Genomic DNA, 16,262 nt, shown 5'->3' on the forward strand with positions numbered 1-16,262 from the left:
TCCTTAAATTTTTCCCATTTGTTCGACCAAATTACGAGAAATAAAGGGCAAAATGGCTTTATTTTGACTATTGGCTTTTCCTTCAGTCAAAACGACTAAAAGATAGGGAGAATATTCGGGAATTTCAATATAAGCAGCATCATGACGAACTTGGCTTGTCCATCCTGCTTTTGACCAAAGTTGAGCGTTTTCGGGTAATCCTTCGCCTAAAAAGCCAGTAACTTGATTTTCCTCATTCGTGTTATTGGCTAATTCATCTGGTGCTAAACTACGTTTTAATAATGACATCATTTGTTGCGATCGCACTGATGAAACGGCAATACCCCCGACAATAGTATGCAGTAATCTTGCAACTGCATTCGAGGTGAGCATATTACGTTGATCCATCAACTCGCCTAAAAACATTCTTTCTCGTCCGTATGGCCCATCTCCCCAAGGTTTTTGATTAATATTAATCGCGTCTAATTCTGCCCAACCTAAAGATTTATAATAACGGTTGACAATATTACGCTGATATGCCCAAGTTTCAAAAGGACCGGGCGGTAATTCTGGCCCGCTCGTTGTACCGCTTAAAACATCTACAATATAACTGGTAGCATCATTACTAGAGTCTACGATCATATCTCGCATCGATCGCAATAATTCGGGTGTTTCAGGAACCATCGAACTTTCTAACCATTCTTGAATCGCAACAAGATAAAATAATTTCACCAGACTAGCGGGATAAATACGCTCATCACCCCGATAACCAAACCCTCTTACTCCATATTTCCAAAATTCCTCAGAGGAAATGGCACCACCTGTATTTACAATGACGGGAGCATCATACACAACCCAAGTTAAAGCTATTTGTTGAGGATCTAATGTAGGGAATTCTTTCCAAGTTGCTTCTAAAATAGTAGTCCCAATTTGGGTCAGTTGATCGTCGGGGCGGAAAAAGGACATGATAAATTGAACAAGAATGGCTTACCTCAAAATTATATGGTCTTACCGATCCAATTCCCTCCATCGACTAACGGCGAGTATTGCTGTAAAACTAACTTAGATTTATATAATTCTTCTGTGTGTCAAGAACTAGCAACACAAGCAGCAAAGGGACGACATCTTAAGATTTTAGCCGATACAATCACAGAAAACGCGGTACAAGTCCAATTATGCGAAGATGGTTACTGTGCTTGGTTATCTTTTGCACAAATTAACGCATTAGAACCCGCTACTACAGTCTATCAAGCGATCGCTTTTTCTCGAAGAGAAATTGAAAATCATCTCCCTAATATCATTGCATTTACCAAAGCCGCTAATAATATTCCTAATTATTATCTTTGGGGTGGTACAATTGGGCCAAACTATGATTGTTCGGGACTCATACAATCAGCGTTTGCTCATTCGGGAATTTGGCTACCGCGAGACTCCTATCAACAAGAAGCATTTACTCAAAGAATATCGAGAGATGAATTACTAGCTGGTGATCTTATTTTTTTTGGGATAGAACGGGTTAATCATGTGGCACTCTATTTAGGATATAACCACTATATCCACAGTTCAGGAAAAGAAATGGGACGAAATGCGATCGGCATTGATGAACTAAATAGCACAAAAGACCCAATTAGTCAAGCCTATTACAAAAAATTATGGAGTTTTGGTCGAGTGATGACCAGTTTATCCTAAATTTATCGATTGCGCGGCTGTACTGTTGTCGTCGGTTTATTCGTTGTTGGAGTTTTTCCGTCTTCTTTCTTTTCGTATCTTGGCCCAGCTTTATAATAAGTTTCCAGTACTTGTAAAACAATCGGACCAGCAGTAGAACCCCCACCCCCTCCAGAGTGTTCGACGAAAGCTAACACAGCAATTTCGGGTTTATCAAAGGGGGCAAACCCACCAAACCAAGTATGAGATTTACCCGGAGGGGCTTCGGCTGTACCGCTTTTACCTGCAATGGGTGGTAGATAAGGAACATCTAATCTTCTAGCAGTCCCTTCAGAAACCACAGCCCGCAACCCAGCCCGTATGGTTTTAATGGTTTCTGGCTTGAGGTTGAGAGGTTTTCGCCATTTTTGAGAATCCCCATTATCTTTTGTTAAGTGAGGCTTGACTAAATAACCGCCATTTGCTATGGCAGAAAACATCCTTACAACTTGTAAAGGTGTAGCGAGGGTAAAACCTTGACCGATGGACATATTTACGGTGTCGCCATCCGTCCAGTCCCAATTAAAGTTCTTCCGTTTCCATTCTGCATCGACAATGAGTCCTGGGGTTTCTTCGGCAAGTTCGATACCTGTTTTACTACCAAAACCGTAGTCACGCGCCCATTTTATCAAAGCAGGACCACCTACACCTCGTCCAATTTGACCATGAAAGGTATTACTACTCATGGCTAAAGCTCTAACATAACCGATCGAGCCAAAACCTGCATGATTCCATTCACCGAATCTTGTGCCACCGACATTCAAATAAGCAGCAGTATGTAAAATAGTTTTTGGTGGAAATTTCCCTGATTGTAAACCGGCCGTATCGGTGACAACCTTAAAAGTAGATGCAGGGGGAAAAGCTTGTAAGGAACGGTTAATAAAAGGGTTGCCTTCTCCTTGTAATTCGCGCCAAATTTTAGTTGTAATGGGAGTCGAAAAAACATTCGGGTCAAAGCTAGGATAACTCACCATCGCTAAAACTTCTCCCGTATTCGGGTTCATCGCTACCACAGCCCCTTTACGTTTTCCTAGTGCTTCTTCTGCCGTTTTTTGTAAGTCTAAATCTAGGGATAAAGTGACATCATTACCCGGTTTAGCGATTTTTTGCCCCAATATTTTCATCACTTTCCCTTGGCCGTTGACTTCTAGCTGAATACCGCCCCATTCTCCCCGAAGTTGCTTCTCATAAGCATCTTCTACGCCCATTTTTCCAGCGACATCACCCAAACGATAACCAAATGGTTTGCGTTCTTTTAATTCAAGAGCGTTGAGTTCTCCGGTATATCCTAAAACGTGCGCCCCATTTTTCCCATTGGGGTAGTGTCGCAAGGTTTCAACATCGACTTCTATTCCGTTAATTTGATCTCGATATTCCTCTAAAGCGGTAATTTGTGCAGGGGTGAGACTTCGTGCAATTCTGACCAAAGTAGAACCATTATCGTCGGTCTGTTCAATCCGTTTTTGGATTTCTGATGCAGGAATATTTAAAATATCAGAGAGACGCTGTAGATTTTCGGGCCAGTCGGGTTGATGTTGGACTCTTGGCCATAAGTATAAAGCATGAGTCAGACGAGCGGTGGCTAAAACTTTACCTTTGCGATCGAAAAGATTGCCTCTAACGGGTTGCTTGGGTAAAATACGGACACGATTATTTTCTGCTCTTTCTCGATTTAGATCGCCTTGATACAGTTGTAAATAGGCTAAACGACTCCCCACCCCACCGAGTAAAACTAGACTTACTAGAGACATGATAAAGATAGACTGGCGGTGCTTTCCAATCGTTCGCTCATTCTGCTTTTGTTTTTCACCTGGTACGATGGGGCGTACCTGAAACTTTTGATATTTGTTTTTGCCTTTGGTTTTCGGTAGGATTCCAGAGTGTCGCATTGATCGAAAAAGGAATAAAGAATGAGCGATTTTAAGCATACGCATCTTTTAGTAGTATAGGTTTGATTAATAGAAAGTGACACTATTTAATTCAGTTTATTTTTATGTCTTTGACTGAACAATTTTTAAGACAAATTCCTGGTCAAACCTTAGACTATCTGCGCTTCGCCGACCAGCGTTGGTCTTATGAGCGCAATGATGATTCTAATGTTGTTTCTGTTCCCCTCGTTGTCGAAAATAGTAACATTTCTGTAGGCGAGAAGAATTATGATGTGATTATTTGTGGTGGAACCCTTGGTATCTTACTAGCTGCGGCTTTACAGCGTCAAGGATGGCGAATTTGTCTGATTGAAAAAGGTATTCTTAGAGGTAGAGATCAAGAATGGAATATTTCACGCCAAGAATTAACGATTTTTTTAGATTTAGAGTTATTATCGGAAGCAGAATTAGAACAAGCGATCGCAACTCAATACAATCCTGCTAGAGTTAGTTTTCATCAAGGATATGAATTATGGGTCAAAGATGTTCTCAATATTGGGGTTAATCCTGTATTTTTATTAGAGACACTCAAACAAAAGTTTGTCGAAGCTGGTGGCACTTTATTTGAGAAAACCCCTTTTACCTCAGTAACCGTTCATCCTGATGGGGTTACACTCCAAGCAGGGGATAAAATCCTCAAAACTCGTCTATTAATTGATGCAATGGGTCATTTTTCACCTATTGCTAAACAAGCGAGAAACGGTGTAAAACCCGATGGAGTTTGTTTAGTCGTGGGAAGTTGCGCTAAAGGATATCCTAATAATGAGACTGGGGATTTAATCGCCACCTTTACACCAATTTTGCATCAATGTCAATATTTTTGGGAAGCTTTCCCCGCAAGAGATGGTAGAACAACCTATTTATTTACCTATCTCGATCCTCATCCGGAGCGTTTCAGCTTAGAATTTCTCATGGAAGAATATCTAAGATTATTGCCCGAATACCAACAAGTCGATCTAGGACAATTAAACTTTGAACGCTTTTTATTTGGCTTTTTTCCATCCTATCGCCAAAGTCCTCTAAAAATGCCTTGGTCAAGAATTCTCGCCGTCGGAGATAGTAGCGGGAGTCAATCTCCAGTTAGTTTTGGGGGTTTTGGGGCAATGGTGCGACATCTCAAAAGATTAACTTTTGGTATTGATGAAGCCCTCAAAATTGATACTTTAGATCAAAAATCTTTGGCTACCTTACAACCCTATCAACCTAATATATCCGTTACTTGGCTTTTTCAACGTACCATGATGGTCAAAATGAATCAAAAAATTGCACCGAATCAAATTAATGATCTCATGAGTGGCGTTTTTAAAGTGATGGATCAACTAGGAGATGATGTCTTAAAACCCTTCTTACAAGATGTTGTACAATTTTCCTCTTTATCTAAAACATTACCCTTAGTCAATCCTAAATTAGTATTTCCAATGCTGCCAGATGTGGGAATAATGCCTCTAGCCGATTGGCTTTTACATTATTTTAATTTAGCTTTGTATAGTGGTTTATATCCAGTTGCTAAATCTTTTCAAGGCTTAGAAAATCAATTATCTCCCCAACAAAAATATTATTATCATCGATGGCTTGAGCGTCTGAAATACGGTTCAGGAAACGATTATCAGGGTTAATTTAATCCCTAAAATAACGAGACATCGCACTTTCTAAACAGGGCAGTAAATGACCTTTATTGCTACCTAAAACACTGTAAGAGGGACGAGGCGCGATTAAATTCATTTCTCGCATCGGCAAAGTAACCAACGGCGTAACACTAATATTAGCTTCTTTCGCTGCCATTCTAGCTAAATCAGCCCAAGTAATCGCTTCTTGGTTGGTTAGATGCCAAACCCCGTACTCACCATCAATCAACAAATCTAGACTAGCATGAACGAGATCGGGGACATAGGTCGGCGAAATCAAAACATCTTCGGCGGCTAAAAAAGGTTGTCCCGCTTTGAGTTGACGTAAAGCCAGAGTGACAAAATTATACTCATCCCAAGGACCAAAAAAAGCACTCGTACGGATGATCAGGGCGTTATGATGAGCTTGTAAAACTCGTTCTTCTGCGATCGCTTTACTATGTCCATAGACGTTAATTGGAGCGATTGCGTCACTTTCGACATAAGGAATAGATCCGGTACCATCAAAGACCAAATCTGAGGAAAAAGTCAGTAAAATAGCACCATGTCGCTCACAAGCCATTGCTAATGTTGCTGCCCCTTCTGTATTAATCTTAAAACAGGTATCGGGTTCGCGTTCTGCATCATCAACTCGCACATATCCCGCCGCATTTACCACCGCCCAAGGTAAAAATTGTTCTAAAACCGTTTCTACAGATGCAGGGTTAGTAATATCCATTTCGTGACGCGAAAGTAGGCGATAACTAATTTCTCGCGTTTCACAGAGTCGGGCAAAAGCTTTACCTAATGTACCCGTTGCACCAATAATTAGTAGTGGGCGAGGGGATGGTCTGACTCGAATGGGATCTGGTACAGACTGGGAGTATAACAGGCGCTTAGAACGATGCCACCAACCAGGAATATCTAAAATAGGATGAGTGGGCACATTTCCAGTAGTAAGGTTGCGGATGAGCCGAGCGAGTGCGGTTGCTCTGGGTTGGGGCGCACGGAGATCAAAAACCCCTGATTCATAGTGACCAACAGAGCGTGTTACTAGACTATTCCAATCATAACTCCCAAGTATTGCCCAAGCGGTAATTGAGCGTATATCTATTCCCTCTTGTTGTAATTTAAGGGCATCATTCCACGCCTCATATAACCAGCGTAACTGTTCTTCACGAGTGCAATTGAGATGAACTTCTGTCACCGCTAGAGGTAATTGATAGCGTTGCCAAACTTCCTTAAGTATGGTATAATGCCCCGTTATGCCTTCAGCACGAACTCGAACCGCTTCGACATCAGCGTATTGATGTTTTCCATTTCCACCGTGACAATGAGTCGGATATTGTTCGATTTGCTCATCTAAATAGCGATCGCTCGTTAAATAATAATTAATGCCCATAATGTCTGGAGGGCAAAAGTTCTCTAAAAACCACGCTAACTCAGTTTCAGTAATCCCACAGTAGCGTAAATAGTGCCACATCGGATGATCGGGTGTCACTTTCCCACACAGAAGATCGAAACTCAACCATCGGCGTTCGTTTTCAAAATCAGCCTGATAATTTAGAATTGGGCTACTATAAACTTTCCCTAAATCTTCAGTTTGGATCATTTTGGCATGAGGATTAATTTGACGAATTGCCCGCATTGCCTGTATAATCCCCCGACATTGACCCAATAAGGCACGAGCAAAGGTTAAATTATCTCGCCCATGAGGATACCAATGACCATATAATCCACTAAACCGCGCTGTTGTAAGGGGTTCATTAATCGGAGTATAGTCCATTACCCAAGGATAACGTTTAGCGATCGCACCCGCGTATAAGGCTAATTTTTCGGGAAACTCTGGATCAATTAAACTGGTACAAGGTGGGCCGCTTCCATGATGAACTAAACCCACAATCGGACGGATTTCGAGTTCTTGTAACCGTTTCAGGCGCAAATCAGCCCAAGACCAATCAGCCGAATCTAAGCCATTAGGGGCGATTTTTTCCCATAATACAGGGTAACGCATCGCGGTTATACCCATGAGAGCAAATAACTCTAGATCTTCGATTCGTTTAGCGTGGCCGTTGCGTTCTAGTTGGTCGAAATACTCATCACCCACCCGATTTACGGTACACTCGACACCCGCCCAAATTTCTAAAGGCTGTTTTGAGTTTATTAGAGTCGCCATAATATTAATTTAATTAAACTTTAACGCTCATTTGCTTGTAAATTGCTAAAGCTTGTGCTATGCACTGATCCATGTTGAGATATTTATAAGTCGCTAACCGACCGACAAAATGTATTTTTGGTGTAGCTTCTGCAAGTTCGCGGTATTTCTTATAAATTTCTTGGTTTTCGGGGCGTGGAATGGGATAGTATGGATCGCCCTCCGCTTGTGGAAATTCATAGACAATGCTGGTTTTAGCGTGTTCTTGACCTGTTAAATATTTAAACTCAGTAATGCGCGTGTATAAATGATCGTTGGGATAGTTTACTACTGGTGCGCTTTGGAATACAGAAGTATTATGAGTTTCGTGTTTGAATTCCAAGGAACGATAGGGCAACTGACCAAAGCGATAATCGAAATACTCATCCACTGGGCCAGTATAGACCATCTCACGACAAGGGATTCCTTTTTCGATTTCTCGATAGTCCGTATTCAGCATTACTTTAATATTCGGATGGTTTAACATCTTCTCGAACATCCGCGTAAAACCGTGTAATGGCATTGCTTGATAACTATCGGTAAAATAGCGATCGTCTCGATTAGTACGAGTTGGAATACGGGCAATCACCGATTTATCTAACTCAGACGGATCGAGTCCCCATTGTTTGCGGGTATAATTGCGAAAGAACTTTTCATAAAGTTTTTGTCCAACTTTACTGATCACAACATCTTCTGAAGTGCGAATTACGTCTCTCGGTTCGGCAACAGATTTAAAGAATTCCTCCACCTCAAAGGAATTGAGATTCATGCCATAAAGTTTATTAATAGTATCAAGGTTAATCGGAATGGGAACCAATTGACCGTCTACACTCGCAAGTACACGATGCTCATAACTCCGCCATTGGGTAAATTGTGACAGATAATCGAAGACTTCGCGGCAGTTGGTATGAAAAATATGCGGCCCATATTTATGAACAAGAACACCATGCTCATCATAATGATCGTAAGCATTCCCGCCGATATGGTTACGTTTATCGACAATTAATACTTTTTTGCCCGACTGACTTGCTAAACGTTCTGCGATCACACTTCCAGAAAAACCCGCCCCAACGACTAAATAATCAAAAACATAATCTCTGGTAATAATGTTAGGTGAAGTCGGGATCTGATCAATTCGCTTATCTTGACGAGTAGCAATGGTAGAATCGAGTAGTTTCATCATCGATGACCACGTTCTATCCCAAGAAATCTGTTCTAAAAAGGTATCAACTTGATTTAACCATCCGAGGGCTGCCGTATCTTCTTGCATCGCTTTTTCGGCAACAACCACGAATTCATCGGGCGTGTCGGCAATTCTAACTAATCCTAAATCTCCGTAAGGCCGGACTACATCCCGAATTGAAGTAGAAATAACGGGTTTACCAGCAGCGAGATACTCTGGTGTTTTAGTTGGGCTAATATAACGAGTGGATTCATTTCGCGCAAAGGGCAACATTGCTAAATCCCAGCCCGCTAAATATTTGGGTAATTCTTGATAATCTTTGCCACCGAGATAGTGAATGTTATCCCGTTTGGGTAAAGTTTCTGGGTCAATTTTAACTACTGGCCCAATAATAACCAAATGCCAGTCAGGGCGAGCATCTGCAATTCCTGTTAATAGTTCGATGTCCATACGTTCATCAATTACCCCAAAAAACCCTAAACGAGGATGAGGGATGGATGCTTGATCGATGGGATCTTCTTGAATTCTCCTACCTTGGGCGAAGTGAGGAACATCAACACTACTGGGAAAAGCATAAACATTAGGATGTTGCTTGACTTTGCTTTCATACAAGCTTTGTCCTCCCGTAAAAACGAGATCAGCACGTTTAAAGAGTTCCGCTTCATAGGTTTTTAGGACGGGTGACGCGTCTTTAAAAGCCGATAATTCATCCATGCAATCATAAATAATTACTTCCGGTTGCAGGTGGCGAGTAAATTCAAGCCCCATCGGAGTATAGTACCAACAAATGTACTTACTGATTTTTTGTTCTGTAAAGAAATTGTCGATTAGCTGTCGTAAATTAGTATTAATCGTTGTTTCGTCTAATCCTGACTGGAGGTGTGGAACGACGACAATTACCCCGCTTTTATCTTGATTAATTTTTAATTGTTTAATAGGTTCTGCATTAAAAATCGGTTCTTCAATGAAAAATACTCGCTGTTTATTTGCACAACGACTGAGGAGATGTTGGGGGCGTTGATAGACAAAATTCCAGCGTAAATGGGAGATGCAGACTAGATCGGGTAAAGCTTGACCTTCTTTTCTTTGAAGACTTGAGCTAGATGTAGAAAAGTTTGGTGATGATAAATTAAGCGATGATAAGTCTTTTAGTTTGGTAATTTTGGCTTGAATTTCCGAAACCGATTGCTCATTCGTGATTCCATTCTTATTGATTTTTACTTCTTCTTTTCCCATAATTCCCCTTTAATTATTCTTATTTTATAAGCAACACTTTTAGTTCTGTCTCATCAAACAATTCAGCAGAATGGATACCTTTCTTTTTTGGACACTTAAGGTTTAGTCTTTTTTTTTAATATCTGCTAATGAATTAACCTTAATTTCTATTTAGTTTTATTGCTTCTATCGAAAGATTGAAGTTTAAAGTGATAAAAACCGTTATTTTTAGCTTCAGAAATTACCCTACTCAAAGTCGGTTAAAATCCTTTAGAATCAATATATAGACTCAATTAAGGGCTGGTGTTGACGCTCAAAATCCTTATACTTAAGCAAGCTCATCAATCAACCCAAGAATTGATTAAGTAATCATACTTAACAAACCTTACAAACGATGCACAATTTCAACAAATTACTTAACAAAAAAATCAAAAAAAAGTAGTTACATTGACCGTTTGATATGCCATAATAGCACGGTCAGGAAACAATAATTAACTTGGTGTGCTGATCTATCTAGATTAGGACTAGCTGTCATGTGAATTTGCTACTTTGAATTTGCTACTTTGGGTTAGATATTGATGAACTTACTAGAGCTAAAAAAAGACGCATTAAAAATTAGTGCTTACCCGCGACCACAATTAATGCGATCGCATTGGCACAGTTTAAACGGGTTGTGGCGATTTGCCTACGATGATCAAGAGCGATGGACACAACCAGACGATGTTACTCGCTGGACTAATAATATAGAAGTTCCCTTTGCTCCGGAATCTATCTTAAGTGGTATCTCTGATACTGGGTTACATCCGAACTGTTGGTATGAGCGAGAATTTGATACGCCAACGGGTGAAGGAAGACTATTACTACACTTTGGGGCGGTAGATTATCGCGCTCGTGTGTGGGTAAATGGTCATTATATGGGTGAACATGAGGGAGGTCATACCCCTTTCAGTTTTGATATTACCTCTGCCCTCAATAATAGCAAGACCACCAAAGTAACGGTATGGGCGCAAGACGATCCAAGTGATCTGGCTAAACCTCGCGGGAAACAAGACTGGCAATTAGAACCTCATAGTATTTGGTATCCTCGCACTTCTGGCATCTGGCAAACGGTTTGGTTAGAATGGGTTGGTGAAACCTATATTGATCGCATTCGTTGGACACCGCATATGGAACGGTGGGAAATTGGGTTTGAGGCGTTTGTTGTCGGACAACAACTGAATAATCTACAAGTAAAAATAAAACTCACCGTTGGCGAGACAGTACTGGTCAATGATAGCTACACTTTACTAAACGGAGAGATTCACCGACGCATCGCCCTTTCTGATCCAGGTATTGATGACTATCGCAATGAGTTACTCTGGAGTCCAGAAAAACCAACTCTCATTCAAGCTGAAATACAACTTTGGGATAATGGCGAACTACTAGATCACGTCAGATCTTACACCGCCATGCGAACCGTAGAAATACAACGCGATCGCTTTACCCTCAATGGTCGTCCTTATTATTTACGCTTAGTCCTCGATCAAGGTTATTGGCCTGAGTCACTGATGACGGCTCCGAGTGATGAAGCCCTACGGCGCGATGTAGAATTAGTCAAAGCAATGGGCTTTAATGGGGTACGCAAACACCAAAAAATCGAAGATCCTCGCTTTTTATATTGGGCCGATGTCTTAGGTTTATTGGTTTGGGAAGAAATGCCCAGCGCCTATCGTTTTACCCCAAAAGCCGTTAGACGCATGACTCAAGAATGGACAGAAGTCATCGAACGGGATCTGAGCCATCCTTGTATTGTGGCATGGGTTCCCTTTAATGAATCTTGGGGCGTTCCTAACCTGATCCAGACTGAAGCACACAGAAATTATGTTTTGGCAATGTATCACTTGACGAAAACCCTCGATCCGACTCGTCCTGTAATTGGAAATGATGGATGGGAAAGCACCGATACTGATATTTTGGCGATTCATGACTATGATAACGAACCATTGCGGTTAGCCCAACGCTACGGCTCAGAAATGAAGTTATCTGACTTATTCAAGCGCGAACGTCCAGGGGGACGAGTTCTGACGCTGGATAACTTCCCTCACAATGGACAACCGATCATGCTTACAGAGTTTGGGGGGATCGCCTACAGCCGTCCACTAGATCCACAAGCCGATAAAATTTGGGGATATACCAGAAGTTGGCAGGTTTCGGAACTCGAGAAACGCTATACTTCTTTATTACAAGTTGTTAATTGTATTGACATATTTAGTGGTTTCTGCTATACGCAGTTTACCGATACTTTCCAAGAAGCTAACGGGTTATTATATGCCGATCGCACTCCAAAGTTTGATCTTACGATGATCGCTAATGCAACTTTGGGGAGAGGTTGTCCAATCAAGGGAAACGCTACACTGAGCGAATCCTGGTCATTGGAAGAAAATGTACAGTCAAAAGCTACTGAAGCCGGATGGCCGAGCGCTAACCTTGTACAGTCGGCAACCCATTGCGGAGGGTCTCACTGCCCCTAGTCCGAGTCAAGAGCCAGTACAAGCTAATCCTCATTTACGCTGGCATCCTTTACGCGGGGAATGGGTAGCATATGCGAGTCATCGTCAGGGGCGAACCTTTATGCCACCCCCTCAATACAACCCTCTAGCCCCAACCACTGATCCTGAGTTTCCCACAGAATTGCCCCAAGGTGATTATGATGTGGCGGTGTTTGATAACCGTTTTCCATCACTAACCCAAGGGGCTAATAATCCACCTAACTGTATTGTTGAAACACTACCCGCAAATGGAGCCTGTGAGGTTGTAGTTTTTACACAAGATCCTGAAGCCTCCCTCGGTTCGTTAACTTTAGACCATTTAGACTTACTGTTACAGGTTTGGGGCGATCGCACTCGTCTACTCGGTTCAATCCCTCAAATTCAATATGTATTACCTTTTGAAAATAAAGGGGTAGAAGTTGGCGTAACGCTACATCACCCTCACGGGCAAATTTACGCTTATCCTTTGATTCCTCCCGTGTGTGCGCGGATGTTGGAGCAGCAAGAAAAATTTTATCAAGAACAAGGACGCGGTTTACTTGAAGATTTGATCGAAAAAGAAATAAAAGATCAGCAACGAATTATCTATCAAGATCAATATGCGATCGCCTTTATTCCAGTTTGCGCCCGTTATCCTTATGAAGTGTGGTTAGCCCCTATTCAAGCCGTACCAAGTTTTATTGAGCTTAGTCGGGAGCAACGTCAATCACTCGCTAAAGCCTTAAAAACAGTCACCCTCAAATATGACGGCTTATGGCAGCGATCGTTCCCCTATCTGATGGCTTGGTTTCAAGCTCCCACCGATGGGAATGCCCATCCTGAAGCGCATTTACACGCCCAGTTCTATCCACCATACCGCACCCGTGAGAAGTTAAAGTATCTCGCAGGAACCGAGCTTGCTGCTGGAATGTTTGTTAATGATGCCCTTCCAGAAGAAAAAGCGAAAGAGTTACAAGCGGTTGTTGTAAATCTCTCAGAGCCTGTACAAGTGTAAATATTACTATTCAATTGAGGAAACTTAATCATGATGAAACGTCTTTTAACGATTATTACTCTTTTTGTCCTTGGTTTATTATTCACGTGGGGCTTTTCTATTTTTCAGCCTAACGATGGTTTAGTCATTGCTCAAACAAATCGAAGCACTCCCATGCAAAGCACCCCTAACACCCAAATGAATGAAATCGATCAAATGTTTATGAAAGAGGCGAGTCAAGGCGGACTCGGTAATATTATGCTCGGTGAATTAGCCTTGAAAAAGTCTAATAATGCTCAGGTTAAAGCCTTTGCTAATGCAGAAATTCAAGAGCAAAAGCAAGTTAAAAGTAACTTAATGCAAATCGCGCCCAAAGTAGGAGTAACCCTACCCACTACACCCGCACCCAAATTTCAAGCGGCTATGACTCGTTTGTCTCAACTTGAAGGTGAACAGTTTGATCAAGCTTACATGGCGGAAGGCGGTGTTAATGCTCATTTAGAAAATGCCGCCCTTTTCCAACGAGAGGCCGCTTTTGGTCAATATCCTGACCTTATATCTGTGGCTAACGGGGGCTTACCCATCATTCGACAACATTTTAATACGGCTAGTGCGGCGACTAACTATCAGTTCGCCCAAGTCCCTCAAACCTTTAATAATCAAGCCAACGCACCAACCCGTCAGATGAAAATGACACCCGCCGTTTCTCAGTAAAATTATGAATCAATACCTCGCAGAAGTCTCGCATAAACTCACAATAGTCCGCCAAATGCTCGAAGAAAATGAGTTACAAGGGCTACGACTACGGGGTACTGATTGGTTTGCTTGGATCACGGCTGGTGCGTCTAATAGTGTACTACTCACTGCCGAAACGGGAATTGCTGAAGTTTTAGTGACTCCCCAAGATGCCTGGGTTTTGACGGATGAAATTGAAGCACAACGCCTCATCGATGAGGAATTACCCGCTAATTTCAAGCTATTTGTTTACCCTTGGGCTGCGGTGGCTAGTCGTGAATCTTTTGTGCGAGATGCGACACATGGCGGTAAAATTTGTAGCGAGCGTCCCATTTTCCCCCTAGAATCTCAATTGCCCCGTTCCTTGTACTACCACAAATTAAGATTTTTGTCAAGTGAATTAGAGCGATATCGTCAAGTTTGCCGAAAAGCTAGTGAAGCGATGACAGAAGTTTTACAAGCGGCTCAACCCACTTGGACAGAATATCAGTTAGCTGGGGCAGGAGCAGAAGCCTTATGGAAACGGGGTTTACATCCTGCCTTAACTCTAGTAGCAGGTGAAAGACGATTGCCGCTTTATCGACACGCCACTCCTACGGAAGAAGCGATCGGACGCGAAGCTATGTTAGTCTTTTGTGCTAGGGGTTTTGGTTTGTATGCGAATCTAACTCGTTTTGTTTCCTTCGACTCTCTGGGGACGAAGGATGAACAAGTGGCTCGACATCGCCAAGTGGCTGAAATTGAAGCGCAAGCCTTGAATTTATGCCAGTCTGAGACATCTTTGAATACAATCTATCATGCTCTCGCTCTAGCTTACGAACAACAAGGATTCCCTAACGCGATTCGAGAACATCACCAAGGAGGAATAACGGGTTATCTCGCACGAGAAATCGTGGCAACTCCAACAACTACTGAGATCCTGCAACCCAATATGGCAGTAGCTTGGAACCCTAGTTTACCTGGGGCAAAGATTGAGGATACATTTGTTCTTTTAGAAGATGGTAACTTAGAAAATTTAACATTTGATGCTAATTTTCCTAGCGTAGAAATCAACGGAAGATTACGCCCCATACCTTTAATTCGTTAATTTTATGAATTTTCAAGAGTTTTTTCATCAATCACCTGACGCGATCGCCAGCGCACCAGGACGAGTTAACTTATTAGGCGAACATACTGACTATAATGATGGCTTCGTCTTACCGATCGCTATTCCCCAGACAACAACGGTACAGTTAGGATTGAGTCATAATGGTCATTATCATTTTTACTCAAGGAATTTAGACGAATATGTGAGCCTGAGCGATCTTCATTCAATTCCCTGGGGGTTTGCTAGTTATCTAATTGGCTGTATCTTATTATTACAACAGAATGGTTACACGATTCCCGCGTTAAATATTTATGTTTATTCAACAGTACCGCTCGAAGCAGGTTTATCGAGCAGTGCGGCTCTAGAAGTGGCTTTCTTACGTGGGTTGCGCCAACTCCTTCACCTCAACATTGATGATGTTGAAATTGCCCAACTCGCCCAACAAGCGGAGATTCATTATGCAGGTGTACAATGTGGCATCATGGATCAAATGGCTTCTAGTCTTGCTGATACGACTCATTTGTTGTTTTTGGATACCCGTACTCTAGAACGTCAGATTTTGCCTTTTCCCGATGGTGGAGCAATTGTCGTGATCGATAGCGGAGTTCCCCGTTCTTTAGCCAGTAGCGGTTATAATCAAAGACGCTCTGAATGTGAGGAAGCTGCAAAAAGGTTAGGGGTCAAAGCATTACGAGATATTACAGATGTAAATAAATTAGAAACATTACCCGAACCATTACGCCGACGCGCTCGTCATGTGGTGACAGAAAATAACCGCGTTTTGGAAGTGCTATCAGGAGTCACACTCTTCCGCTTTGGCGAATTGATGAATGCTTCTCATGCCAGTTTACGCGACGATTACGAAGTTTCTGTACCCGCGTTGGATCAATTAGTCACTATCTTACAACAAACTCCAGGCGTTTTCGGCGCAAGGCTTACGGGTGCTGGTTTTGGCGGCTCTTGTGTGGCTTTAGTAACGGTTCACCAAGGACAAGAAATTGCAACTCAAACTTTAGATCAGTATAACCGTGCTGGTCATCAAGGACGAATTCTGGTTCCTGTTACCGAGTGAACAAACTTTAATCGCTCACTCAAAAGTTAACCTTTTCAGTTTCGGCTTTTCTGTCTG

11 protein-coding genes are annotated in these 16,262 nt (G+C 42.0%); 7 read left to right on the top strand and 4 right to left on the bottom strand.

The features are described 5' to 3' along the window. Positions 1-3: 3 nt before the first annotated feature. Positions 4-945: a serine hydrolase gene (locus C7H19_RS11075; RefSeq protein ID WP_106456943.1), complete on the bottom strand. Its 942-nt coding sequence runs from the start codon at positions 943-945 to the stop codon at positions 4-6. Between the two features lie 36 nt (positions 946-981). On the opposite strand from C7H19_RS11075, the gene C7H19_RS11080 reads away from it, so the two are divergent. Continuing rightward, positions 982-1,668: a C40 family peptidase gene (locus C7H19_RS11080; protein ID WP_106456944.1), complete on the top strand. Its 687-nt coding sequence runs from the start codon at positions 982-984 to the stop codon at positions 1,666-1,668. A gap of 2 nt (positions 1,669-1,670) precedes the next feature. Here the strand turns inward: C7H19_RS11080 and mrdA are convergent, their stop codons facing one another. Next, the gene (mrdA, locus tag C7H19_RS11085; protein ID WP_106457017.1) at positions 1,671-3,575 is read right to left on the bottom strand and encodes a penicillin-binding protein 2; all 1,905 of its coding nucleotides are present in this window, start codon (positions 3,573-3,575) and stop codon (positions 1,671-1,673) included. 104 nt (positions 3,576-3,679) lie between these two features. Between mrdA and C7H19_RS11090 the strand changes: the two genes are divergently transcribed. Beyond that, positions 3,680-5,230 carry an FAD-dependent oxidoreductase gene (locus C7H19_RS11090; RefSeq protein ID WP_106456945.1) on the top strand — a complete coding sequence of 517 codons (1,551 nt, stop codon included), beginning with the start codon at positions 3,680-3,682 and terminating at the stop codon, positions 5,228-5,230. A gap of 1 nt (position 5,231) precedes the next feature. Here the strand turns inward: C7H19_RS11090 and C7H19_RS11095 are convergent, their stop codons facing one another. Together C7H19_RS11095 and glf are read right to left on the bottom strand one after the other, a co-directional pair. Further along, on the bottom strand, positions 5,232-7,394 hold the full coding sequence (locus C7H19_RS11095) for a family 1 glycosylhydrolase (RefSeq protein WP_106456946.1): 2,163 nt from the start codon (positions 7,392-7,394) through the stop codon (positions 5,232-5,234). Between the two features lie 13 nt (positions 7,395-7,407). Continuing rightward, entirely contained in the window at positions 7,408-9,831 is a 2,424-nt protein-coding gene (gene glf / locus C7H19_RS11100; RefSeq protein ID WP_106456947.1) for a UDP-galactopyranose mutase, read from the bottom strand. Positions 9,832-10,388: 557 nt separating this feature from the next. Here glf and C7H19_RS11105 point away from each other — a divergent pair. The 5 genes from C7H19_RS11105 to galK are packed head-to-tail and all read left to right on the top strand — an operon-like array spanning position 10,389 to position 16,205. Beyond that, positions 10,389-12,320, top strand: coding sequence for a glycoside hydrolase family 2 protein (locus C7H19_RS11105; RefSeq protein ID WP_106456948.1), 1,932 nt, complete (start codon positions 10,389-10,391; stop codon positions 12,318-12,320). After that, positions 12,277-13,332 (top strand): galactose-1-phosphate uridylyltransferase, encoded by a 1,056-nt coding sequence (gene galT / locus C7H19_RS11110; RefSeq protein WP_245927454.1) that lies wholly within the window; start codon positions 12,277-12,279, stop codon positions 13,330-13,332. Before C7H19_RS11105 ends, galT begins: the two co-directional genes overlap by 44 nt. Positions 13,333-13,362: 30 nt before the next feature. Then, complete coding sequence (locus C7H19_RS11115; protein ID WP_245927456.1) at positions 13,363-14,025, top strand: DUF4142 domain-containing protein; 663 nt, start codon at positions 13,363-13,365, stop codon at positions 14,023-14,025. Positions 14,026-14,029: 4 nt separating this feature from the next. After that, entirely contained in the window at positions 14,030-15,133 is a 1,104-nt protein-coding gene (locus C7H19_RS11120) for a M24 family metallopeptidase (RefSeq protein ID WP_106456950.1), read from the top strand. 4 nt (positions 15,134-15,137) lie between these two features. Beyond that, positions 15,138-16,205 (top strand): galactokinase, encoded by a 1,068-nt coding sequence (galK, locus tag C7H19_RS11125; RefSeq protein ID WP_106456951.1) that lies wholly within the window; start codon positions 15,138-15,140, stop codon positions 16,203-16,205. Positions 16,206-16,262: the final 57 nt, after the last annotated feature.

The sequence above is a fragment of the Aphanothece hegewaldii CCALA 016 genome (genome assembly GCF_003007785.1).
Taxonomy (GTDB): domain Bacteria; phylum Cyanobacteriota; class Cyanobacteriia; order Cyanobacteriales; family Microcystaceae; genus Chroococcus; species Chroococcus hegewaldii.